Source organism: Secundilactobacillus silagincola (genome assembly GCF_002583405.1).
GTDB classification, from domain to species: Bacteria; Bacillota; Bacilli; order Lactobacillales; family Lactobacillaceae; genus Secundilactobacillus; species Secundilactobacillus silagincola.
The window spans coordinates 20,041-42,191 of sequence record NZ_BCMJ01000011.1 but is presented as its reverse complement, the minus strand read 5'-3'; the positions used below and the strand labels follow the sequence as shown (position 1 = coordinate 42,191).

The window sequence follows — 22,151 nt, the reverse complement described above, 5'->3', positions numbered from 1 at the left end:
TCAGTCATCGCTTTCTAAGTCAGCCATCAATTCATCAACCGAATCATATGTTTTTAATGTTGAATGTGGCGATTTCACATCATGAATCGCTTCGTTTACAGCTTGTTGTGTACGCCAATTGAGAATACCTTCATTTTCAACCTGCTCAGCAAGCCATCGGTCAGCTTCTTCCTGTGTCTTAAGATCTTTAGGGCGTCGATCCCAGATCTGACGAACCATTTTATCAGCCCACTTGTTATAATTCTTTTTCCGCTGTCGTTTATTTGGCATCTTATACACCTCACATCACAATTTATCCCAATCAAGATCATCAATATTTTCAAAATCAGCATCGGTGGAATTTTGCTCAAGCTTTTCAATTTTAGCCAGTTCCGCTGGCGTCAAATGGTGTTCAAGAAAATTAGAATCTAGTTTTCTTAACAACTGTGCTGACACACCGATTAAGGACTGAACTTGTTTTAACTGATCCATGGTCAAATAGTTTTCACGTCTCAACACCTTATTCATTTCCTCGTGATCCATTTGCAGCATGTCCGCCAACCAGTCAGCACTCAGATGCCGATAAGCTAGCGTTTCTTTAATGGTGTCGGCGGCAGAAGTCATGGAATAATTTCGGATTTTGTTTTTCCGGTTTAATGCCATGGTAGCAGTTCCTTTCGGGAAATTTAATAGTATTGGCAATCTTAACTAGAATATGTGAATGCTGGTGTTGCCAATACCTCTTTCAAGGATATTATAGCAAGCTTACGGATAAATATGTTAAGGCAGCGTTGCAATTATTGATTTGCTTGCGATTTACTTCACAGCACACCTACATATTTCTATTTCTCCAAGGAATTTTGCGCCCAATTACAAATTACGTTATACTATCAAAAACACAAGTTAAGTCATTTTTGGGGTATTAACTTTTGCTAACATACTTTGGAGGAATCAAAATGAAAGATGTCACAAGTATTGATAAAAGCGTTGTGCCAGTTAGTCAAACCAATGAGACGACACCAGTTGCACTAGCGACTTCGATTAAGGAAAAACTGAGTCCTGAGGAACTGACGGAAGCCGCTAATATGGCGGCTACGATTAGCGAAGACAAACAATCGTCCATCTTGGATTACGGTAAAACTCAGCAAGAGGGCCTGTCGAGTTTTTCGAACACGGTACTGGTGAAGGTTCAAAATAATGAGTTAGGCGAAATTGGGGATAGTCTGCGGAAATTAGTAACGAGTTTAAATGAAACCAATCCTGACAAACTCAGTCAGTCGGACGCTTCGCTATTTGCGAAACTATTTTCAAAGGTGAAGGCCTCCATTTTTGAAATGACCGCTAAGTATCAAGAAGTCAGCGTTCAGATTGATCGATCAGCCCAGCAGTTGAGTAAGCAAGAGGCTAAGTTGCTACAGGATAATGATTTACTGGACGACATGTATCAGCAGAATCTTAAATTTTATCAATCACTCAACCTACTTATCGTGGGCGCGTCGATGAAACATGATGAAATTAATAAACAAATTCAGCAGCTTCAAAGTACTGCTACTGACCAAATGGCGGCCCAGCAAGTTCAAGACTTAGCCGCCACCCAAGATCGGTTGGAAAAACGGATGATGGATCTCATGTTGACCCGTGAAATCACAATCCAACAAGCGCCGCAAATCCGGTTGATCCAAAACAGCAATACGGTGCTGGCTGAAAAGATTCAGTCGTCGATTACTACGGCCATTCCACTATGGAAAAATCAAGTGGTGATTGCGTTAGCGTTGCTCAATCAAAAAGACGCCTTGGCTGCTCAAAACGCGGTGGCTGAAACTACTAATGATTTATTGAAAAAGAACAGCAAACTGTTATCGCAATCCGCAGTTGAGGTGGCCAAGGCCAGTCAACGTGGGGTTGTAGATATTGATACGCTAAAACAGACCCAGGATGATTTGATCAATACGATCACCGAAACCCTGAAGATTCAACAAGAGGGCAGCGTTAAGCGGAAAGAAGTTGAAAGCCAGCTTCAAACCATGGAGTCGGATTTAAAAACCAAGTTAGTTGAAACCGTCAAGCAGCAGCCAAAGGCGGAATAACTATGCAAAACACATTAAAATTCAGAGCACAATCGATTCTCAGCGCGTTAATTCGGGCTTGCTGGGTGATTGTCGGGATCATGATTATCGGCACTGTGATTATCAAACTTGCTGCTAAGCATAGTTACAGTTCTGCTCAGCCGCTGATCATGGTGGGTGTTTTTTGGTTTGCCACTTGTATTCTTCTGGCCGCCATCGCGTTCAGTTATCATAGTTTGCGAAGCCAGGATTATCAACTGATCGAGATTAATCAGAATCAAACCGGCATCTGGTTGACCCGCTACTATTTTCGGACGGAACAAGTCTACGTGCCATTTGACTGGCTTAAAATCGTTAAGAATGGCAGCAACGTTCACTTAGACTGGCAACGGGCCCTGCGATTTGACCGGAAAAAGCGGCCTCATTTACAATCGCGCAGCGGGATTACTTTAAACAGAGAGTGGTTTGATGCCACCCAACTGAATAATTTTCTAGTTACGGTTGATTACCTGAAAAATGGTGCCGTGGGCGCTCAACCGCAAATGGCAATCGCTAAACAGCCAAGAAAAAAGGTCCGGAAACAGCAATTGCGAATGCAACTGTTCATGATGGGTGCCGTACTGCTGGTTGGTAATGCGGTGGCGTTTGGGTCTACGAATGTGAAACCCCGCCACATCTCGGGAAATGATTCACATCAAAAGGTGACGTTAAAGAATAATACGACTTATCGCAGCCGGAACCTGGAGTTTAAGGTTCATCATGCTTATGTTGCGGAGACTGACGAGGGCGATCCGGTACTCATCGTCAATCTGAGTGTACAACCCAGACATTCGGATACTAGCTTAAGTGCCGATGCCTTTGAGGTGTACCGCAAGTGGAGCGATAAAACCGAAGCGGATAGTGATGATTACTCAGAAGCACGCGATTTTATCGGTACCAAGATCAAAGTCGGCGGGGTGAATAAACCGGTGATGAATATCCTTGATACCAACGGCTGGTACGGTGATGAGTATTCAGAGGGGGTTCGTAAACCGTTCAATATTGTGGTGAAGCGACCCAAGTCCGCCAGCTTTGATTTTCTCTATCAGGGTTTCTATTATCAATACAACGTACCGGCTAAAGACGACGATACGTCGATTGTTTTCCACGTCAAAACGAAGGACTTGGAGGTATTGAAATGAAACAATTAGTGATTATCCTCAGTCTAATCGTGACTTTTATGTTCACTTCAGTTACGGCTCAAGCTCAGCGTTCATACCAGTTCACTGGGCAGCCACTGACATTAAAATCTTCGGGGACGCACTTAACCATTACTGGCTATGAACTGTTGAAAAGCCCACAGCCGGCTTATGATTCGGCCGACACGAACGAACTGGAACAATATCTCATAATCCACGCCACCGTTTCGCTGACGTCTTCCATCGACGGCGGCCATGACATTAGCACCGACGAATATGAGCTGTTCAGCGGACCTAACAGTGAGGATATCTTGAGCAAAAGTGATCATATCGGCAAATTGTTGAAGGCGGATCACCATCTGCTCACCATGGACAGTAATAACGTTAACGTTAAAAACGGCCATTCCAGAAAAGTGGATCTTGGCTTTACCGTCTACCCAGATAACGTGTATATCTTAGATGCTGATATTGGGTATAGCGGCCACGACAAGTATGTTCAACTCAATCAAATCAAGTCAAGCAACGGTGTGACAGCCGAATAGGAGGGCGTAAAATGGAGTTATTACTTCAGTATCGAACACGATGGCTCGGCGCCTTGATTACGCTGGCGACCTTTGCCATGCTCTTGGTCTTTCATCAGAGTGCCAATAGCGTGATTGGGTTGTATCTGTTATTAGCCGTACCGCTGCAATTTTGTTTCAGCACCCGCTGGTTATGGGGCGTTGTCATACCAGCAATGATTTTAGCCCTGATGACCTTGGTGATGATGTTTCAAACGGAAACGGGTTTTACCGACTTATACACCGTGGCCTATGGGCTAATGCCTTTATTGATACTCATCACTGTTCTGGTGAACGTGGGGATGAACGTCTGGCATCGCGTCAAGCTTCGTCAATATGCTAAACAAGTCAACGAGAGCGGCATGACCGAGTCCTTGTTCATTAGCGATCAGGAACTAACCAAAAGCGGTTTGGATAGTTCTGAGCGGACCTTTTTCAAACGGGAAGTCCGTAACGCCTACCACCAGTTGGAATATCTTCGCCAGATTAGGCGTGAAGTTGTCAAATATATTCCCAGTTATGACAACGACTTACGGCTCATCGAACAGACTTTTCAGGAATTACTCAGTGCACCGCGGCAGTTACTGAATATTTCAGATTTTATGTACAATGACTTGCCGGATTATGTTGCTTTGGCGCAGGGACTGGTTCGCATCAATAATAATATCGTCACGGGTGAAGACACGCAGGAAGTTATCGAAAAAGCGCAGGCCAAGCTGAGCAAGCTGTCAGCCAAGTTGCAGCAAGATTACGTTATCGTCACCACCCACGAAGTTGACGAATTAAACAACCGTGCGGAGGAATAGGATCAAAAAGTGCTGACATCATATTCATACATGATAGGTATGCTCCGAAGTGAAGTATTCAAACATCATTCGTCAATTAGCAAACGAACAATTAATGACTAAACTAAGCTTTTAATCGTTTGTAGATACAAAATCCCGTAGATTCGACTGTATTCCAGTGGATCTACGGGATTTTTGTGTATCGACGTTCGTCACGATATGTATCCTTAGTTTCATTTTTTTGCGAAATCGATAAAATAACAGAATTATTTCGATGTCTGAATATAGATATACATTTATGACTTTCTTAAGATTATGAGTAGAAGTAGATATAGTGATTAAATATTGAAACAGAGAAAAATTACAGGGGGGAGTACATTTTGCAAAGATATCGTTATGAACAACTTAAATCCGATCCGATTACCAAAACACGTTTGTTCAGTGCCAAAATTCGGTGGACGATTCGGGGGCTTTCGACGGTTGCCGTGTTATTTGGTATCCACGAAGCTGAAATGGCGAATGGTGTTGATTTCTTTGATGATACGCCAACGGTAGCTAGGGCTGCCACGGTAGATAACGGGGCAACGGCTACTAACGTTAATGTGACGACTAGCAGTAGTACAACAACTACCGGTGATCAATCACAAGCACCGGATAGTGCATCAACCACTGCCGCGTCAACCAAAACACCCAGCGCTACCACGACCACACCAACGGATAGCAGCTTAAAGACTGAGGACAACAACCAGTCTGGTGCTGCACCTGCATCGTCTGATCCAAGTACAGGTACGCCAGCAACTCAGCAAGCCGCTGCCACAACACCAGCCACTGATCCAACAAATAGTGATAGCACTAACACCGCAGCCACTCCAACTGAGTCGGTTGTGATTAAGGCAGCTGTGCAGAGCACTGAGAAGACTTATGATGGTACAACCAACTTTAATGGTGGTTATCCAGGGGTGAAATTTTCAGTATCGGGCACCGACAAGTTTGGCCGACCCACATTGACTGCGGATGACTTCGACTGGTCGAACGTTAAACCGGATGCCAGTACAACACCGTATTCAGTAACGCTGAATCAAGAGGGTATTTCGGCCGTGCTGGCAGCCAATCCAGGTGCCATCTTTACAAAAGATGATGTTACGGCTGGTACTGCAACCATTAACAAGGCTGACGTGGTCTTAACCGCAGACAACAAAACCAAGACAGTGGGTGCACCAGATCCAACCTTAACTGCCAGCCCAGACAAGCTTTTTCCGAATGGGGATAAATTAAATTACACGCTGAAGCGCGAACCTGGTGAAACGGCTGGTAATTACGCCATTACGCTTTCGCTTGGCGACAATCCAAATTACAATATTACCACTAAAGACGGCACGCTCACCATTCAAGCTGACGGCACCAATTCTGGCGACACTAAAGCCACCATTAGCGCTGTGGTTGGAACGACTTCGAAGACCTATGATGGCACGAGTAATTTTAATGGTGGCTATCCAGTCCTCAGTTTCAAGATCGACGGTGCCTCTACTATGAATCAGGCCAACTTCTCAAGCTTTTTCCTAAATTCTTTTGAACACACGAAAAATTTATAGCATACCCCATATACAAGGTTACAGGGCATATTGTGAAAAAATACCATGTGATTTGAAGATTATTCCCGTCTTTTTTTGAATTTAGGAAAAACTAAGAACGTTTTAATAAATAATAATTTTCAAAAATGTTAAGCGAGGTTGTGAAAGGAATATTCAGTTAAAAATTATCATGACTATTCTTCTGATATGTGAGGTTAAAGCTTAATATTTGTGGCTTTTTCCGTTTATAGACTGATTTAAATGAGATTGTTGCGAGAGACTAGCCAATGTAGTTTTACTATGCCATATTTTACATGATAGCTTTTAAAATAGGGTTGTGATTAAAAACACTAATAATAGCAATTAAAACGACTTATCGAGGAAATCAAAGTGATTTCACGATAAGTCGTTTTCCAATTTTCGAAAAATATTGGATCGATGAAACTTCAATACCTTATTTGGAATTAAAGCAGTTATTTAACTTAACTAATACTCTGTCAATGATGTATTAGTTTTCTTTATCCCAGATGTTTTTGCCTCATCCAATTGTGCTTTTGCTTTTGAATTTTGAGTTTTTGTAATTAAGAAGGTATCTTCTTGTGAATCGTCATTTTCGCTATATAAATAGTAACCAATGTACTTATCACCTAAAATTGAGATTGGAGCGCCCATAATACCGTTTAAATCCATTTTGTTAATACGACCTGTTGTATCAGCTTTGTGTGTTAATTTAGTGAGGTCCTTTTGATCATTGTTATCTGCCACCGGGAACGTGAATGTGTAACCTTGCCAACCGAGTAGTTCAGCCGTTACTGATTTATCATTGTCATCAGTATTAACGTAGGCAACAATAGGTGAAGTTTTTGGTGCGATATAAGGATATTTTTTTTGTGAAATTTGATTAACAAATGTTGTATATTGATTAACTTGCTTCTGGGCGTCTCGGATGCTCTCAGGAGAGCCTGCATCAGATAATGATCCAAATTTAGCTGCGTCTTTTTCTGCGTCAGATAGTTTATCCCAATCCTTTTTTGAAGATTGCTGTTCTTTTAAATTTTTCTTTGCAGTAATTAGTTGTTCTTTAAGTAGTGATTTTTGACTGGCAATCACAGGTTTAAGTCCTTTTTTATCAAGTGTTTTGGCTAATTTAATAAGTTGATCATTATTTTTACCCTTGATTTGTTGAAAAGTGATATTTGTCATACTGTAATCAGTCACTTTACCGTTTTTGGTGACTAAAACATCGTTAATTGCAGAGTCTTTATGAATTTCACCATCATCTAGTTCACCCTTAAACCATACTTGTGGTTGCTTATTCTTAGAAGTTTTCATAAAAGCAACCGAATTCGCTTTCTCAGCATCTTCCGGATCGTGTCCACAACCAGCAAGTCCAGTCAAGCCAATGCCCAAAACGAAAATAGCTAATAGCGTTTCTTTTTTCCTCATAGTTTTCACTCCTCGTTATTGCCTAGAACATTAACCTCCGTTAAATTCCCCCTGTAAGAATTATTATAGCTAACATTAACGGCAAAAATACTGAACAATTTAAGCGATACTGTCAATTGTGGCATTATAATTCGTATTTTTTGGTTTCAATAAATATCAAAGATGGTCAGAGTATTTAAGTCTGGACAATCTTATTACTTCACTCAATACATAGATTGTTTTCTTTGCCCAAAATCATCTGTTATTGTATTTTAAAAAACTCCAAGTGAAATTATATGAATTTCATTGGGAAGCTTGAGTTTAAGAAGTCCATAATATCGTCACCGGTTCTTCTAGTAAGACCGATGCGCAAAACAATGATATAATTTTCTTATCAAATACTAAGGAGGTAATTATATTGCTTAATAGAGTGGTTAAGGGAACGGTGAGTCTTGTTACTGGGTTAACTATCTTAGGGGGAAGCGGTGCTATTTCCGCAAATGCTGCTAGTTGGCACAAGGGCACACCTACGTCACTTCAAGGTAAATGGCGAACTAACTGGCAACATGTGGGTCACGGGAAAAAACGAGTATTAACTAAAATCACAAAAAAGAATGTTACGTCAATTGAGCAGGCATACCACGGTCCTAGTGATATGACCAGGCCTACAGCTACGAGCGCTAAATATAAGTATTTAGGTCACCATACTTATCAAATTACAGGAAAATTGCTTTCTACAACTTATACGTTTAAGGCTAAATGGTATAGTCACAATAAAATTAAAATTTCCGATCGTTATGAAACACATTATTGGTACCGATACTAAGTTGCCTTTTTCTAGAAGGTGTTCCTAATTTACCTTTGTTACGGGATGGAAATCTTTGATTGGTTCAATTAGGAATTTATTTTGCGTTTAATAAGCGTATAAACGGGTATAATCAGAATTGAATGTTCAATAATTTGTTTGGGAGATGTTGAAATGAGTCTTTTGGGGAAAAGAATATTAGCATATGGCACTGTAATAGTTGCCTCGGTTGCCTTATTTTTGGGCTTTAGTCAGACTAAAGCAGACGCTGCTAGTACGGTCAGTTCTGTACCCACTGCGTTCAGAGGTACTTGGTACGAGAATGATGGTTATAGTAAGCAAAAATATAAGATTAGCGCTAAACACATGACTTTTTATTGGTACAGTCATGGAAAATATAAGAGTGAAGGTACGTACAGCCTCGTTAAGAAATTAGGTAATGCTAAGCATAAGTTTATTTTTCAGAAACATAAGAATGGGTGGTATACCTATTCGCTTAGCTTGGCTAATGGTGCAGCGCCTATGAAGAAAACGACGGTTAAGATTGGTGGGAAGAAGTATACTGCTATTTTAACTAATGGTGGTGGACAAGTCGGCTATATGCCAAAACATCAAAAGTATGATTTGATGCTACATCATGCTACAAACCATCATTATCAGCAGATGGCGTCGACAAGTGGATCGAGAAGTTAATTAAATGATAGTGAAAGGGATTGAGTAAAAACGCAATCTCTTTTTCTTTAGCGGTAACAGGGGTAGGACTTTTAGGTATCTATTTTTCTGGATAATTGAATTATGGGTACCTTTTTGATTGTGGTTAGATTGATGACTAACATAATAGTATTAGCAGGTATCCATTTCTAACAAATAGATACCCGATTCAGAATATAAAAAAGCCCAATACCGAAGTATTGAGCCGATTGTTAATCATTATTTATAGAGATTTACGAGGTTGTTTAAATCAGATTTAGTAACGCCACTCATTCCCATATCACCTGCATATTCATACATTACGCTATGCTTGTTGCTTGTGTAATCTAAGCCTAATGCGTTTCCCATCCCACTTTCAGCAACTTTAGTTCTATCAGATAATCCAAGTCCCAAAAATTTCATGGCATTTCTATTTAGAGCGACATATGCTGCATTTATTTCGTGATTTGCATTTATCGTTCTGGGTTGAACAAAGATGGTGCCATATTTATCGTTATCAAGAGAACGAGTAGTTAGGGTTAATTCTGGTTTGTCAGAAGCGGCAACTGATTTGAATTTGACAACACCGTTTTTGCTCCAAGCCTTAACGGCGTTCTTCCACATACCGTTATAGTATTTTGACGTGCTGTTAATATGGTATGTAACCGTTGTTCCTGCGAATTTCCAAGAAGAAGCATTTGCAGTAGTTGGATTAGCAACGAATGCACCGGCACCTAGAGTACCAGCAACAGCGAGTGACATAAATAAGTTGCGCAATAAGTGTTTTTTCATGATAAAGATTCCCCTCTATAGTTAAATTGTGTGTCTAATTAATTATGAATTAACTATATCACAAATATTTAACTGTGATATAATCAAATTATTATTATATAAAGAGGCGAATCTGATGAAGAAAATCAGAATGTATGCGTTAGCTCTCATTATTGCTTTAATGGCTTTTGGTGCATTTAATACGAATGCTCAAGCTAAGACTAAGTGGACCAAGTACACCCCAACAGCCTTACGTGGAGACTGGATTGCAAAAAAGAATTCTACCGGGAAGTTTTCCGATGGTTCTAAATCTACCTATCAGCAAGATGCTTTTATTGACAAGAAGGATTTTGCTACAGGAGTTGTCCTAGATTACAATCCCAAAGTTTTAACCAAAGCGTACTATCATCATGCCAAAGGTTCAAAGTATTACTACGTTAAAGGATCAGGCTATGGCGTAACCGTTTATAATAAAGTTGAGTTAAGTGGCAAGAAGTTGCGTTTTTGCACGTATTTAACGCTTAACAAAAAAGGACACACAACCAAAGCACCATTTGGTTTCATTAAGAACTATTCAAATTGGTTGTATAAACAATAACATCAATAATCAAGATCACCTTAGTACACAATGAACCCAACTACGATAAAGTTGATAAGGCGACTTCGGGGTATCATCCCGAAGCAGTAGGCCCCTCTTAAGGAGGGACCTTTTTTTGTCTCACAAAAGTCCGTTGTTCCACATATACCTTAGAAGACAGTATTCTCCCTTAAATTGCGTTTCGATTTGCGGGTATTCATTTTATACAAATAGCTACCTGAGAGAAGATTACTTAAAGATATACTTTCGCTAAACGAAAGGGTGAAATGGTATATATACTTTAGAAAATATCACATTATTTATAGAATTTATAGCCTTATAAGTATATAATTAATTCGATTAAAAATTTTACATATAGGTGGGGGATTCTATGAAACTCAAACATTTAATTGCTATGATGATACTGTCCACAGGTATTACCGTTGGTGGAGTTGCTGTATCACAGACATCTGCAGTTACAGCTTCTGCAAAGACTACTTGGACAAAAGGATTTCCAAAGGTACTTCATAATACTAAATGGAAGAGCCATGCAATTCGAGGAATCCATAACGCTAAAAAAGGCGAAAAATGGTATGAAGCAATGTCTTTCTGGAACAGTGAAATGAGTGGTTACCAGTTCCTTAAAAACAACGCAAAATACGATAAAGAAAACTATTTCCATCATGGCTATTATCATCATACGTCTGGTAGTGCGTATTATTATTTAAAGGGTGACTATCATCTTGATGGTTTCTTCACAAGTACAGGTAATGGTAACCCGCTAAATGTGCTTACAGTAGAATATTATCGAGTTACGGTTGGAAAAAATAAGATTAAAGTAACACCTCAATACTCTTATGGTTATCCCAGTGATCCTAAGTCGCCAAGTGATCACTATAAAACACAGAAATATTCTAGTGACCAGATGGAAATGCAAAAAACTGGATGGCTCTATAAGGTTAAATAAAAATTGAATATCATAATTTACCCGTGAATCCGTTATGATAACAAATCGGATTGTAGGCATCGTCTTGAAGTGGTAGATTCTTTTCTTTAGAGGGGGCCTTTTTTGTCTATAAAAAGTTCTGTTATTTCTAACACTGTCCCGTGCTTAACCAAAATCTAATATAAGTGACGTTTATGCACGGTCCAGACAGCTACCCTAATTTGTTATTGGTAGTAGCCGATGCTGTTGTCACTAACCCCATAAACAGAGAACGGAGCCCGTAAAATGAACGAGATTGATTACAACGCTACCAGCTGGCAAGAAGACGACAAGATGATCAAGTACCTGCTTGATCATAACTACGACTATGAGGACTTAACCATACATGAGTTACGTGAGCTGGGGGAAGGCCCCTGGGGGTCTTGGAAAGTAGAAGATGTACTATACGGTGTACTTGAAACGGCAAAGGAATTAAAGCGAATTAAGCCGGCCAATCCGCTCGACTATGGCGCTATTTATCCCTGGGTAGCATCTCGCCAAGCTCCACTGATGAGTAATGGTCGAAGAATGCTACTATGACGTGTACCCCCAAAGTTGGAAACAACTTTGGGGGTACACGTCACAACCTCGTTTGTATGCTCTGATATAAATGATGTTACTGATTAAATAATAGCCTATAAAACCCGCTATTTGTGGCAACCGTAATTTTAAATTAATTGACTAAAGGTTGAATTTGTACAGTAAAGCCCCGGCGTGCCGGGGCTTTACTGTACAAAAATAGACATGAATCACTCCATATTTGTATACTATAAGCGACCAAGCTAAATATACGAAAGAATTTTATGCCCGTGTCTACTATAACAATATAGTTCCACTAATATTCACTGTTCTTTTCGTCACTTTTCTAAATTAGCCCATTTCTATCAGACTTCGAACCGATGCCCAATAATCGTTGTGATGACTTCTTGAACCGTCCAATTTATAAGCGCTTTTGGTTAAATTAAAAAGTGATAGAAAATATACTAACATTAGGGACGTAAGTTTTTTCAAACAAATAATCACGCGAAAACATTGATATACCGCAGACTTTATGGCATGATGACGATATAAATTTTGTGATGAAATGAGGTGAGAATATGAAAGCGCTATCACTGAGGCCAGACTATGCTTGGAACGTACTTGCAGGTGACAAAACCATCGAGTATCGCAGTTGGCTGACGAAGTATCGCGGTGACTTGTTAATCTGTGCCACGGCCCATAAGATACCTGAAACCATACCTGGCCACGCCATTGTGGTGGTACGACTTAAGGACGTTAACAAGTTGGATGATCATCAGTATGCTTGGTAGCTTGATCGGCTACGTACTATTGAACCGTTTCCAGTAAAAGGACAGCAGCGACTTTTCAATGTGGATGATTCATTAATTAAATATCATCCCGAAGTTGATGATGAAAACAATCCCAGTGATGAGGCAGTTGACGCGTTCGTTGACCAGTATCTTGTGCCACTGATGTATGATTAGACAATCATAATTACGACTACAGGAAAAAGGCCATCAGGCAAGAAATCAAATTTGATTTCTCGATAAGTCTTTTTTTAAAGCTGTGATTAATGACTGAAGTCACAGCCTTAATAGATAGAAATAATGATTCATTTTAATTAACGATTAACAGCAGTAAATAAATTACGCGTTGGAATCATTATTCATATTCAGTTATTTTGTAATTTAAAGCCATGATAAAACTTTAGCTTTGTAATCTTTTAATAGCCAGAGCAAAGTTGCCAATGGTTGCAGAACCATTATTCTTGATGGAAGGTAGTGTAATGTATTTTTCTAGTGGTGGAACTTGAACATAATCATTAAGTAATCTTGTAAATTCAATTCGAATCTTATCTAAAAAATCAGTGTTCAACACACTACCACCAAGTACAATTTTTCCTGGGCGGATGGTTAAGGTAGTTTGAACAAGAGCCTGTGCAACATAGTAGGCCATGATGTTCCATACTGGATTAGAATGTGGAACTCTCTCGCCACGCTGATTCAGCCTAGCCTCAAATGTCGGACCAGAAACAAGACCTTCTAGACAATCTGAATGATATGGGCATATTCCAGAAAACGATTTGTCATCGGGGTGTCGTTTAACAGAAACGTGGCCCATTTCCGGATGACCGATATCTCCGATAAACTGTCCATTGTATATAATACCAGCACCAACACCAGTACCAACGATCTTTTCTCAGTTAGACGATTGCCGAGTTACTAGGTGAGATGCGGCAGTGCTTTAAACATGCTCTACCGCAATTGGCCGGGTTTCGGTCAATCGCTTTTTTTGGATGATTTGCGTCGCGCGGCAAATGGACACAAGAACTCGCAATTACAAACGCTAATTGCGAGTTAGTGGCTTATTGTTGATGACGGCCTAATTGATCTAAGGTTTTAAAGTCTGCTTGGCTCAATTCGATGTTTTGTGCTGCAATGTTGTCAACGACGTGCTTGGTTGAGCTGGTACCTGGAATCGGTAAGATCACATCAGAGCGCTTAAGCAACCAAGCCAAAGCAATCTGGGCAGGACTGGCCTCGTAGCGCTTAGCGATGGCTTGTAATTGCTCGCCTTGGGCCAGTTTCCCGGTGTCCAACGGAGTCCAAGGAATGAAAGCTAAGTGGTTGGCCTCGGCATAGTTCAACACGGCCTCGTCTTTGCGGTCGACCAGGTTATAGCGATTTTGAACCGAAACAATCGGGGCAATTTTCTGGGCTTCTTGAATTTGGGCAACCGATACTTGGCTCAGCCCAATATGGCGGATCTTGCCTTCTTGTTGCATTTTAGCCAGTTCACCGATTTGATCTGCCAGCGGGTAGTTGGGGTCGATGCGGTGCAGCTGCAACAAGTCAATGTGATCCAAGCCTAATGTCATCAAGTTTAATTCAACTTGTTGGCGCAAGTAGGCTGGGGCACCGAGCGGGATCCATTGGTTAGGGCCTTGGCGAGTGAAGCCGACTTTGGTAGCGACCATCACTTGGCTGTTGGGGCGCTGCTTGAGCGCTTCACGGAGATAAAGGTTGGCATACAGTGGCCCATAAGCATCGGCGGTGTCGATGAAATTCACGCCATGGTCAATGGCGGTTTCAATGACAGCAGCGGCGTTGTCCGGGTCTGCAGAAGGACCCCAGACGTCTTTGCCTGGCAATTGCATCGTGCCATAGCCGAGCCGGTTGACAATTAATGTTTGATCGAAACTGAATGTTTTTTGCATCGTGTAGATTCCTTTCTTTGGTGATGATATTATGCGCGTTCACAAACAAAAATACTAATGTGTGACAGCTGTGGCTTTATCCAATGCATTTTTAACGGCACTCTTCAGTGTCCGACTAGAAGCAGAGGCACGTGTAATGGTAGCACATCATAAGTGTTTTTCGTAATTAACGACCAATCGGCCTTCAACTTTTCCTGCCTTTAACAGTTCAAGACCTTCCCCAATTTGATCAAAGGAAATCTCTTGCAACTTTGGTTTAACTTTTCCTTGCCCCAGATATTTTAATACATTTTCATTATCTTCTTTGGTGCTACCCATAGAACCTACGTATTCGGCCCCTGAAAGCATCAGAAGCATTGGATTAAATGTAAACGGAACTTTACCCAGGCCAACTTGTACAACTCGTCCCCCCGGTGCCACTGCTTGAAGAGCACTACTTGTTGTGGTGCCAAAACCAGCATAGTCCACGATAACTTGAGGCTTAAACTGTGCCAACTCTTTAGCATCACTCACTGCGGCTTTAACTCCTAACTCAGAAACTGCATTATTTCTTACATCATCTTTAGGCTCCGCTGCGTAAACGTCAGCACCTGATAGTACAGCAAAGCGAGCACCTTGAGATCCTAAACCTCCGAGACCGATAATGCCGACTTTCATCCCAGCTTTAACTTTTCCTCGATCGATAACCGCATGATAGGCTGTGGAACCGGCATCGGTTGAGACAGCGGCTTGTTCGAAAGAAACCCCTTGTGGCATTTTAATAAAACCGGAATCGTCGGCAAAACCAATACAATAAGGAGCATATCCACCATCAATAGCAAAGCCTGGTGTGTCAATTAGGCCATTTAAGTTGAGAACCACGTGGTCTCCGACTTTAATATCGGCTTTGGGAGATTTCCCAACCTTATCGACAATTCCAGCAATTTCGTGACCTAAAGTGACGGGAACCTGCTTTACAATATCATCGAATCCATGATTAACTGTGGTTACATCACTACCACACATACCAGCAGCCATCACCTTTAATCTAAATTCTCCAGGACCTGGTTCAGGTACTGGTACATTATCTTTGAGTCCAAATTCACCAGTTTCTTTATTATATCTCCATGCTTTCATAGTATTACCTCCTACGAATCTAGAATTTGATATTTAAATCATAAAGTAAGTACGGTCTAGTCAAATAGATTATTAAAACTCCTATTATCAGCAAATCTAAGCTTAACTCAATCAGTCAAACCCGGAAGCGGAATTGATTCCCGTAAACCACCAGGTGTCGTATAATCTTTCACCAAGGCTTTTGGTAAATGAACCTGTTTTATCCGCTCTTCAGACATGGTGGTAATGATTTCGTTAGCATGCCCGGACTTCAGTTTATCTGTAAATTCAGGGTCAATTAACGCTTCACGCGCCATATAAACGCCATCGGCAACAGTCAATGCATCTTCAACGTCTGCAGGTGTCTGGATCTGTGAGCCGATATATAGCGGTACACTATCCGGCATGATAGCGTGGAATAACTGTGCGTAAGTCTGGTCATAACCGTTCGCCTTGGATTTATAACTATATGTTGACCCAGTGAGTGAAATATTCAAGTAGTCGATTCCTTCGTTTAGCACTAACTTAGTCTGTTTCAGCATGTCATCGACAGTGAAGCCAACGTTTTCACCGTGAATTTCATCTGGTGAAATACGCCATCCGATGATAAAGTCTGGTTTATCTGAGGCAGCGATAACGCGATGAGTTTCCTTCAGTATGGCAAGTGGCAGTGCGCACCGCTTTTCAAAACTGCCGCCCCATTGATCAGTACGGTGGTTGGAAAAGGCAGAGAAGAACTGCTGTACCAGATCATGATTGCAGTTGTGAATTTCAACACCGTCAAAGCCGGCGTCAATTGCGCGCTGTGTAGCTTTACCCCAATCGGTAATTAATTGGTTCACATCGTCGTTCGTCATTTCTTCAATTGGATAGTTGATCCAAGGAAAGTCCATCTTTGTCGGTACAAGCACGGGGATTCCCTGTTGTGCTGGTATAGCAGCTTCACGACCAGCGTGGCCAATCTGTAGGATGGCTTTGGCACCGCGTGATTTCATCGCTGCTGCTAACTTGCTTAAGCCTTTAATGTCTGAATCTCTTGCTGCGCTATATTGGCCAGGCAGTCCCAAACCATTGGCCTGCGGATAAGCGCCAGCAGTGACAATCATGCCACCGAAACCGGCTCGAGTCTTCATGAAATCAACTTCCTCTTGGGTCACTTGACCATCAGCGGTAGCCCCTAAATCACACATTGCAGACATCATTAAACGATTGGCGACTTGTACGCCATTACCTAATTTTAAAGGTGAAAGTGCTTTTGATGTATTCATAACTATTGCTCCTTTTTATAGGTATAAATTCACAATATCAGAAAAATGTAAGCGTTATAATAAAATGCCACAAATTCAACAATCTTGTGGCATAATTAAGGTGAGAGGAAGCGATAAGATGACCACCGAAGAAAAGGTTCAAAAGGCTTTTTTAAGTTTAATGCGACAGACATCTTATACAGATATCACGGTGACCGCGTTGGCTGAAAAAGCTGGGATTAACCGAAGGACGTTTTACCGGCACTACTCGTCCATTGCTTCAGTGCTGACGGAATTCGAATGTAATACAGTCAAAACTTACTGCGAGATGCTAACGGGACGGCCGTTTTCGACTAGGAGATTTATTGAAGCAATTAACCAGAACATCAGAAATTATTATGACTTTTTTGATGACTTGGCGACTAACCAAAAACATAATTTTTTCATTGAACACTTCATTGATATTATCGCGTATGTCTTCGATGCAGCCCTGAAACGTCCAGTTGAAATGTCACCGGGAGTGTTCAACATGCACATCCGTTTTGTGGCTGGCGGGATTATGCGTGTGTACTTGGACTGGTTGCATGATAGTCAACCAGTGTCGATGGAAGTACTAACCGCCCAGCTCGATAAAATGGTTACTGCAGAATTCGCTGGAATGAAGTTGAAAAAGTCAGCTGAAAAAGGGGAAACGAGCGAGCAATACGTAGCAATGGGATAAAAGTACGCAAATATTGCGTAGTAAGTACAGCCTAGGCTTATTAAGGGTTAAGAAGGGGAGAGTATAGGGTATGAAAAAATATAGTGGGGTTTTAATGTTAGTTGCTACTGCTTTGTTATTGGTTTTAAGCGGGTGTACAGGGTCAGGTTCAAGTGCAGCTAAGCCAGGACCAAATTCGACCAGTTCATCAGTAATCGAAAAGTCTCAGGAAAAACTAAGAGTATCTTCCAGTGCTAATACACCAATGAAACTTTTTAAACAGGCGGATGAGGATGAGATTGAATGGGCAGGGAAGACAAAGCCTGGAAAAGAGATTTATCCTAAATCTATTGTTAAAAATCCCAGAAAATATAATGGGACAGCCTGGAGTTGGCAAGGTACTGTGATGCAGGCTGACTCAATGGATAACACCAATAAATGGACGTACATTTGGTTGCAGGGTGGCATCGGCAAACAGCCTCAAAATGTCGTTTTACTAAAGGTCGATGCGCCTAGTAGTGTTAAGTTACATGCTGACTTAAACGTGAATCCAAATGACTATTTAAGTGCCTCAGGTATCATAGACGGCCAAAAAAAATTCAGCTATTCTTCAGTTCAGTACAAACCGGATGATAAAAAAATTTACGATAAAGTGTATTCCGTTCCTGTCTTACTGGTAAAAACGTATAAATGGGAGTCAGGGGAATAGAATTAAGATATCAAAATTGTGTGCGAAGTTTTGGCACGTAATTAGGCTATTTTTACGTATAGAGCCAAAGTACAGTGATAACTTTTTATGGCTCAAAATTAATTGAAATACTTGCCAATGTAGACTTATGGCACAGCCCTGTTTTTGTGTGTCCAAATTGCCAATATCACAAATTCATGCCGTGTCTGTGACATCTCATAGTTAATCAACATGTAAAAAAGCTCACCTCAATGAACTGACTCAATTGAGGTGAGCTAACTAGTTTCATGACATCTTATTCATCTTCCATATCCTCTAACCACGGATTCTCCCGATCTGGTTTCCAGTAATAGCTGGTGACTTCAGCATCGTATTCAGCGGCCACTTGATTAGCAATCTTACGGCTCTTAATAATGCGGGCCTGTTCAATATCTTCGGTGAATTGGCCGTCACGATTCAGGTATTGGTCATTTTTGAAAATTAAATTAATCATGCTGTCGAACTCCTTTATTAGCAAAAAACTTTAGTTCATTTTACCACCCAAACGCCCTACGTACTCTCTCTAACCAGCAGCGACGCCTCCAACACCTCGTGCCGTTCCGGTGCGTTCTTACGGGCAATCTTTTCCTGCAGAATCTCACAAGCTTCATGACCAATTTCGTAGGCGGGTTGCTTAATGGTGGTGAGTTTGGGGGAGACTACCGTTGCTAAGAAGGTGTTATCAAAGCCCATAACTGAAAGGTCATCGGGCACCTGACGGCCTAGGTGTCGGGCAGCTTCTAAGGCTGCTATGGCGAAAATGTCCGAGGCAGCAAAAATAGCGTCAACTTCGGTTCGAGTGCGGAGCAGGTCGGTGACTTTAGAGAGTGCCAAGTTGTAGCGGATGCTGTTGATGTGCAGGATCAAGTCCGTATCAGTGGGTAATTGCGCTCGACGTAACGCTTGTTTGTAGCCGGCTTCTCGTTGGCGAGCGTATTTGTGATTCGTGGTGGCGTTGATCAACGCAATGTGACGGCGCCCAATTCTTGTGAGGTAGTCGGTGGCCTTTTGTGCCGCAATGTTGTCATCAATGCCAACGTAGGACATCTCGGTACCTTCCAGATATTCAGAGCACATCACTAGTGGAATCTCATGGTTGAGTTGGTAGGCGGTTTGATTATCAGGGAGAGCGGCTAGAGCGATGACGCCGCAGTAGTTCGCGTCCTTCAGCATATTCAAATAGTAATCAATATCAGTGTCAGTTTCCTTGACCATTAGTAAAGCCACGTTGAGATCATGGGTGGTGGCAGCGTTTCGAATTCCCTCTAACACCGATGAATTGAAGGGGTTGGATAAATTGGGAATTAGAATCGCAATGGTCGTACTCTTAGGAGGCGGACAGGCGTTAGTAGTGTGATAGCCCAATTCCGCTACCAACGCATCGATTGTTCGTTGTGCCACTGGGCTGACGTTACCACGATGGTTGATTGCCCGCGAGACCGTGGCAATTGAATAACCGGAGGCTGTAGCGATGTCTGATAATGAGGCTGGTTTTCGTTTACGACTCATGGCGATCCCTTCTTTCTCATTTGTCACTCATTATAGCACGCATTTTCTTAAAAATGAGTGATATATAACGTCATACTGTAAATATTACAGTATATTTTGCAAAAATTACGTTGACTATCACGTGTAATAATCGTATTCTTTGCTTGTAAGCGATTACACATTGTTTTGGAAGGAGGAACGGCATGGATGTTGCGGTCATTGGGACTGGCTTCATTGGTAAGCAACACATCGAGGCGATTCGGCGAGTTCCGGGGGCGCACTTGGTTGCGGTGTGTGAGCCTAATGAAGCAGTTGCCAAACAACTCAGTCAAGCAATGGAGATTCCCCGGTACTACACAACAGTTGAGGACATGTTAGCACAGGAGCCGAACTTGCAAGTTGTTCACAACTGTACACCAAGTAGTTTCCACTTTGCTATCAATCAGCAACTAATTTCGGCTGGTGTGAACGTCTACTGTGAAAAGCCGTTTACCAGCAACGCTGAACAGTCAGCGATTTTAGTGCAACAACTGGCAGAAAGCGGACTCAAAGGAGGCGTTAACTTCAATTACCGGCATAATCTGATGGTGGAAGAGATGCGCGAACGGGTTGCTGATGGTTCGATTGGGCGGCCTTGGTTCGTCAATACTGAATACCTGCAAGACTGGTTATTGAAACAAACTGACTACGACTGGCGGGTGGACGCCGAGATTGGCGGCCCAACCCGTGCAATTGCCGACATTGGTTCTCACTGTTTTGATACGTTGCAGTACATTCTGGGCCAGCACATCGTCAGTGTAGAGGTTAAGCGACTCCAGGAATATGCCACTCGGTTTCGGAATGGTCAGGAAGTGCCGGTGTCAAATGAAGATGCCGCTATCATCTTCGTGACCTTTGAAGACGGACTTTCCGGCTTGATTCGGGTGTCGCAGGTGAGTGCTGGCAAGAAAAATGACCTTCACGTGCTGGTTGAAGGTCAAAAACAGGCGCTGGAATGGTATCAGGAACGACCAGATCGGTTATGGATCGGTCATCGAGATCAGGGTAATGAAGGACTATACGCTGCCAGTCAGTATTTACATGGTCAGGCCGCAGCAGATGCGGAACTCCCAAACGGCCACGCGGTGGGGTGGAAGGATGCCTTTACTGCTGGTATTCAGGCCTTTTATGATGACGTGAACGGCAGGCCTAGTGCCGGGTACGTTGATTTTGCAGAAGCAGATTACTTAATGCGGCTGGTTGACGCTTGTGTCGTCAGCGATGCCCAACAAAAACCAATTCAACTTCAGGGGTGAACAGAAATGAAAAAAGGATTACTCGTTAAGATTCTTGGTATTACCGCACTTGCAGCCACGATGATCGGTCTGGCCGGGTGTAGCAGTTCGTCATCGGAGAAAAAATCCAGTGACTCATCAACCACCACTAGCAGCAAGACCCTCGCCGTGGTGATTCCTAGTTCCGACCACGGTTGGGAAGCCGGCGTGAACTACTACGCGCAACAAGAAGTTAAGAAATTAGGACTGAAAAAATATAAAATTGTTACTTCATCTTCCGTTAATGAGCAGGCTTCACAAATCGACGATATGATCTCGCAAAAAGTGGGTGCTATCGTCCTCCAGCCACAAACTGACGAAGTGTCCGTTGCGGCGAAGAAGATTGTTAATGCCAAGATTCCACTAGTCGTCTTTGACCGGAAAGTGGATGCCAAGTACACCGGCTACGTTGCGGGTTCCAACCCCCAAATTGGGCAATTATCAGCTAAAAAAATTGGTGATGAGCTGAATGGAAAGGGTACCGTTGCAGTATTAAACGTGCCTAGTTCTGGTTCTGTGAGTGCTGAACGGACTGCTGGCTTTAAGAAAGTTATGAAAGCCAGCTACCCAGACATTAAGTTGGTTAATATGACAGCTGACGACTTTACGCAGGAAAAAGGCTTGAAAGCAGCAACCGATATGCTGCAATCCAACAAGCAAGTTGACGGCATCTTCTCAATCGATGATGAATCGTCAATCGGAATCTTACAAGCCGTGAATGATGCTAAGCGGACTGACATTAAGATCATCTCTGGTGCCGGTGGGGACCAAGCCTACTTCAAACAAATCAAAGCGGGCGGCGACATTACTAAGTTTACGGCAACTTACTCACCAGCTATGATTGGCGATGCCATCAAGCTGGCAAACCAGGCGATGAACGGCAAAGACATCAAGAAGGATACCATCATTGCCCCAACCATCGTTACGAAGGATAACGTTTCTAAATTCTTGGATGCTAAATCGCCATACTAA

Annotated in this window: 24 protein-coding genes and 1 pseudogene; 15 read left to right on the top strand and 10 right to left on the bottom strand. The window is 42.0% G+C overall.

Features of this window, described 5'->3' with window-relative positions; translation table 11 throughout:
* Complete coding sequence (locus CES82_RS10625) at positions 1-270, bottom strand: hypothetical protein (RefSeq protein WP_098826148.1); 270 nt, start codon at positions 268-270, stop codon at positions 1-3.
* A 15-nt stretch (positions 271-285) separates the two neighbouring features.
* Positions 286-642 (bottom strand): phage regulatory CII family protein, encoded by a 357-nt coding sequence (locus CES82_RS10620; protein ID WP_098826146.1) that lies wholly within the window; start codon positions 640-642, stop codon positions 286-288.
* Positions 643-935: 293 nt separating this feature from the next.
* Here CES82_RS10620 and CES82_RS10615 point away from each other — a divergent pair, with 293 nt between their 5' ends.
* The 5 genes from CES82_RS10615 (at position 936) to CES82_RS10595 (ending at position 6,160) form a co-directional block, all read left to right on the top strand.
* Positions 936-2,066 carry a toxic anion resistance protein gene (locus tag CES82_RS10615; protein ID WP_098826144.1) on the top strand — a complete coding sequence of 377 codons (1,131 nt, stop codon included), beginning with the start codon at positions 936-938 and terminating at the stop codon, positions 2,064-2,066.
* 2 nt (positions 2,067-2,068) lie between these two features.
* Positions 2,069-3,226: a hypothetical protein gene (locus CES82_RS10610; RefSeq protein ID WP_098826142.1), complete on the top strand. Its 1,158-nt coding sequence runs from the start codon at positions 2,069-2,071 to the stop codon at positions 3,224-3,226.
* Positions 3,223-3,765, top strand: coding sequence for a hypothetical protein (locus tag CES82_RS10605; RefSeq protein ID WP_098826140.1), 543 nt, complete (start codon positions 3,223-3,225; stop codon positions 3,763-3,765). Before CES82_RS10610 ends, CES82_RS10605 begins: the two co-directional genes overlap by 4 nt.
* A gap of 11 nt (positions 3,766-3,776) precedes the next feature.
* Positions 3,777-4,589, top strand: a complete 813-nt coding sequence (locus tag CES82_RS10600; protein ID WP_098826138.1) for a 5-bromo-4-chloroindolyl phosphate hydrolysis family protein — start codon at positions 3,777-3,779, stop codon at positions 4,587-4,589.
* A gap of 359 nt (positions 4,590-4,948) precedes the next feature.
* Positions 4,949-6,160, top strand: a complete 1,212-nt coding sequence (locus CES82_RS10595; protein ID WP_098826136.1) for an MBG domain-containing protein — start codon at positions 4,949-4,951, stop codon at positions 6,158-6,160.
* A 465-nt stretch (positions 6,161-6,625) separates the two neighbouring features.
* Here CES82_RS10595 and CES82_RS10590 read toward each other — a convergent pair whose 3' ends face one another.
* Entirely contained in the window at positions 6,626-7,585 is a 960-nt protein-coding gene (locus tag CES82_RS10590; protein WP_098826135.1) for a hypothetical protein, read from the bottom strand.
* Positions 7,586-7,982: 397 nt separating this feature from the next.
* On the opposite strand from CES82_RS10590, the gene CES82_RS10585 reads away from it, so the two are divergent.
* Together CES82_RS10585 and CES82_RS10580 are read left to right on the top strand one after the other, a co-directional pair.
* The gene (locus tag CES82_RS10585; protein ID WP_098826133.1) at positions 7,983-8,390 is read left to right on the top strand and encodes a hypothetical protein; all 408 of its coding nucleotides are present in this window, start codon (positions 7,983-7,985) and stop codon (positions 8,388-8,390) included.
* 153 nt (positions 8,391-8,543) lie between these two features.
* Positions 8,544-9,062 carry a hypothetical protein gene (locus tag CES82_RS10580; protein ID WP_098826131.1) on the top strand — a complete coding sequence of 173 codons (519 nt, stop codon included), beginning with the start codon at positions 8,544-8,546 and terminating at the stop codon, positions 9,060-9,062.
* A 237-nt stretch (positions 9,063-9,299) separates the two neighbouring features.
* Here CES82_RS10580 and CES82_RS10575 read toward each other — a convergent pair whose 3' ends face one another.
* Positions 9,300-9,851, bottom strand: coding sequence for a zinc metalloprotease (locus CES82_RS10575; RefSeq protein ID WP_098826129.1), 552 nt, complete (start codon positions 9,849-9,851; stop codon positions 9,300-9,302).
* A gap of 115 nt (positions 9,852-9,966) precedes the next feature.
* Between CES82_RS10575 and CES82_RS10570 the strand changes: the two genes are divergently transcribed.
* From CES82_RS10570 to CES82_RS10555, 4 genes are all read left to right on the top strand, one after another.
* Positions 9,967-10,428: a hypothetical protein gene (locus CES82_RS10570; protein ID WP_098826127.1), complete on the top strand. Its 462-nt coding sequence runs from the start codon at positions 9,967-9,969 to the stop codon at positions 10,426-10,428.
* Positions 10,429-10,798: 370 nt separating this feature from the next.
* On the top strand, positions 10,799-11,374 hold the full coding sequence (locus tag CES82_RS10565) for a hypothetical protein (RefSeq protein ID WP_098826125.1): 576 nt from the start codon (positions 10,799-10,801) through the stop codon (positions 11,372-11,374).
* 264 nt (positions 11,375-11,638) lie between these two features.
* Entirely contained in the window at positions 11,639-11,932 is a 294-nt protein-coding gene (locus CES82_RS10560; RefSeq protein ID WP_098826123.1) for a hypothetical protein, read from the top strand.
* A gap of 557 nt (positions 11,933-12,489) precedes the next feature.
* Positions 12,490-12,702, top strand: a complete 213-nt coding sequence (locus tag CES82_RS10555) for an ASCH domain-containing protein (RefSeq protein WP_098826122.1) — start codon at positions 12,490-12,492, stop codon at positions 12,700-12,702.
* Positions 12,703-13,099: 397 nt separating this feature from the next.
* On the opposite strand, the pseudogene CES82_RS10550 reads toward CES82_RS10555, so the two are convergent.
* The 4 genes and pseudogenes from CES82_RS10550 to CES82_RS10535 all read right to left on the bottom strand — a co-directional run.
* Positions 13,100-13,582, bottom strand: a pseudogene (locus CES82_RS10550) (ROK family protein); the annotation flags it as partial.
* A 175-nt stretch (positions 13,583-13,757) separates the two neighbouring features.
* Positions 13,758-14,609, bottom strand: coding sequence for an aldo/keto reductase (locus tag CES82_RS10545; RefSeq protein ID WP_098826118.1), 852 nt, complete (start codon positions 14,607-14,609; stop codon positions 13,758-13,760).
* Between the two features lie 147 nt (positions 14,610-14,756).
* Complete coding sequence (locus CES82_RS10540; RefSeq protein ID WP_098826117.1) at positions 14,757-15,725, bottom strand: zinc-binding dehydrogenase; 969 nt, start codon at positions 15,723-15,725, stop codon at positions 14,757-14,759.
* Positions 15,726-15,832: 107 nt separating this feature from the next.
* Positions 15,833-16,972, bottom strand: coding sequence for an oxidoreductase (locus CES82_RS10535; protein ID WP_098826115.1), 1,140 nt, complete (start codon positions 16,970-16,972; stop codon positions 15,833-15,835).
* A gap of 118 nt (positions 16,973-17,090) precedes the next feature.
* Between CES82_RS10535 and CES82_RS10530 the strand changes: the two genes are divergently transcribed.
* Both CES82_RS10530 and CES82_RS10525 read left to right on the top strand, forming a co-directional pair.
* Positions 17,091-17,672, top strand: a complete 582-nt coding sequence (locus tag CES82_RS10530) for a TetR/AcrR family transcriptional regulator (RefSeq protein ID WP_180245731.1) — start codon at positions 17,091-17,093, stop codon at positions 17,670-17,672.
* A gap of 70 nt (positions 17,673-17,742) precedes the next feature.
* The gene (locus tag CES82_RS10525; RefSeq protein ID WP_098826111.1) at positions 17,743-18,360 is read left to right on the top strand and encodes a hypothetical protein; all 618 of its coding nucleotides are present in this window, start codon (positions 17,743-17,745) and stop codon (positions 18,358-18,360) included.
* A gap of 274 nt (positions 18,361-18,634) precedes the next feature.
* On the opposite strand, the gene CES82_RS10520 is transcribed toward CES82_RS10525, so the two are convergent.
* Both CES82_RS10520 and CES82_RS10515 read right to left on the bottom strand, forming a co-directional pair.
* Positions 18,635-18,832, bottom strand: a complete 198-nt coding sequence (locus CES82_RS10520; RefSeq protein ID WP_098826109.1) for a hypothetical protein — start codon at positions 18,830-18,832, stop codon at positions 18,635-18,637.
* 56 nt (positions 18,833-18,888) lie between these two features.
* On the bottom strand, positions 18,889-19,887 hold the full coding sequence (locus tag CES82_RS10515; RefSeq protein WP_098826108.1) for a LacI family DNA-binding transcriptional regulator: 999 nt from the start codon (positions 19,885-19,887) through the stop codon (positions 18,889-18,891).
* Positions 19,888-20,069: 182 nt separating this feature from the next.
* Here CES82_RS10515 and CES82_RS10510 point away from each other — a divergent pair, with 182 nt between their 5' ends.
* Both CES82_RS10510 and CES82_RS10505 read left to right on the top strand, forming a co-directional pair.
* Entirely contained in the window at positions 20,070-21,161 is a 1,092-nt protein-coding gene (locus CES82_RS10510) for a Gfo/Idh/MocA family protein (protein WP_098826106.1), read from the top strand.
* A 6-nt stretch (positions 21,162-21,167) separates the two neighbouring features.
* Positions 21,168-22,151, top strand: coding sequence for an ABC transporter substrate-binding protein (locus tag CES82_RS10505; protein ID WP_098826105.1), 984 nt, complete (start codon positions 21,168-21,170; stop codon positions 22,149-22,151).

What these genes read in the sequence shown, in the direction of transcription:
- CES82_RS10520 (WP_098826109.1), bottom strand. Translation starts at nt 18,832, where the DNA reads ATGATTAATTTAATTTTCAAAAATGACCAATACCTGAATCGTGACGGC.
- CES82_RS10525 (WP_098826111.1), top strand. Translation starts at nt 17,743, where the DNA reads ATGAAAAAATATAGTGGGGTTTTAATGTTAGTTGCTACTGCTTTGTTA.
- CES82_RS10615 (WP_098826144.1), top strand. Translation starts at nt 936, where the DNA reads ATGAAAGATGTCACAAGTATTGATAAAAGCGTTGTGCCAGTTAGTCAA.
- CES82_RS10560 (WP_098826123.1), top strand. Translation starts at nt 11,639, where the DNA reads ATGAACGAGATTGATTACAACGCTACCAGCTGGCAAGAAGACGACAAG.
- CES82_RS10620 (WP_098826146.1), bottom strand. Translation starts at nt 642, where the DNA reads ATGGCATTAAACCGGAAAAACAAAATCCGAAATTATTCCATGACTTCT.
- CES82_RS10570 (WP_098826127.1), top strand. Translation starts at nt 9,967, where the DNA reads ATGAAGAAAATCAGAATGTATGCGTTAGCTCTCATTATTGCTTTAATG.
- CES82_RS10575 (WP_098826129.1), bottom strand. Translation starts at nt 9,851, where the DNA reads ATGAAAAAACACTTATTGCGCAACTTATTTATGTCACTCGCTGTTGCT.
- CES82_RS10505 (WP_098826105.1), top strand. Translation starts at nt 21,168, where the DNA reads ATGAAAAAAGGATTACTCGTTAAGATTCTTGGTATTACCGCACTTGCA.
- CES82_RS10510 (WP_098826106.1), top strand. Translation starts at nt 20,070, where the DNA reads ATGGATGTTGCGGTCATTGGGACTGGCTTCATTGGTAAGCAACACATC.
- CES82_RS10535 (WP_098826115.1), bottom strand. Translation starts at nt 16,972, where the DNA reads ATGAATACATCAAAAGCACTTTCACCTTTAAAATTAGGTAATGGCGTA.
- CES82_RS10545 (WP_098826118.1), bottom strand. Translation starts at nt 14,609, where the DNA reads ATGCAAAAAACATTCAGTTTCGATCAAACATTAATTGTCAACCGGCTC.
- CES82_RS10625 (WP_098826148.1), bottom strand. Translation starts at nt 270, where the DNA reads ATGCCAAATAAACGACAGCGGAAAAAGAATTATAACAAGTGGGCTGAT.
- CES82_RS10540 (WP_098826117.1), bottom strand. Translation starts at nt 15,725, where the DNA reads ATGAAAGCATGGAGATATAATAAAGAAACTGGTGAATTTGGACTCAAA.
- CES82_RS10605 (WP_098826140.1), top strand. Translation starts at nt 3,223, where the DNA reads ATGAAACAATTAGTGATTATCCTCAGTCTAATCGTGACTTTTATGTTC.
- CES82_RS10580 (WP_098826131.1), top strand. Translation starts at nt 8,544, where the DNA reads ATGAGTCTTTTGGGGAAAAGAATATTAGCATATGGCACTGTAATAGTT.
- CES82_RS10565 (WP_098826125.1), top strand. Translation starts at nt 10,799, where the DNA reads ATGAAACTCAAACATTTAATTGCTATGATGATACTGTCCACAGGTATT.
- CES82_RS10530 (WP_180245731.1), top strand. Translation starts at nt 17,091, where the DNA reads ATGACCACCGAAGAAAAGGTTCAAAAGGCTTTTTTAAGTTTAATGCGA.
- CES82_RS10555 (WP_098826122.1), top strand. Translation starts at nt 12,490, where the DNA reads ATGAAAGCGCTATCACTGAGGCCAGACTATGCTTGGAACGTACTTGCA.
- CES82_RS10600 (WP_098826138.1), top strand. Translation starts at nt 3,777, where the DNA reads ATGGAGTTATTACTTCAGTATCGAACACGATGGCTCGGCGCCTTGATT.
- CES82_RS10610 (WP_098826142.1), top strand. Translation starts at nt 2,069, where the DNA reads ATGCAAAACACATTAAAATTCAGAGCACAATCGATTCTCAGCGCGTTA.
- CES82_RS10515 (WP_098826108.1), bottom strand. Translation starts at nt 19,887, where the DNA reads ATGAGTCGTAAACGAAAACCAGCCTCATTATCAGACATCGCTACAGCC.
- CES82_RS10590 (WP_098826135.1), bottom strand. Translation starts at nt 7,585, where the DNA reads ATGAGGAAAAAAGAAACGCTATTAGCTATTTTCGTTTTGGGCATTGGC.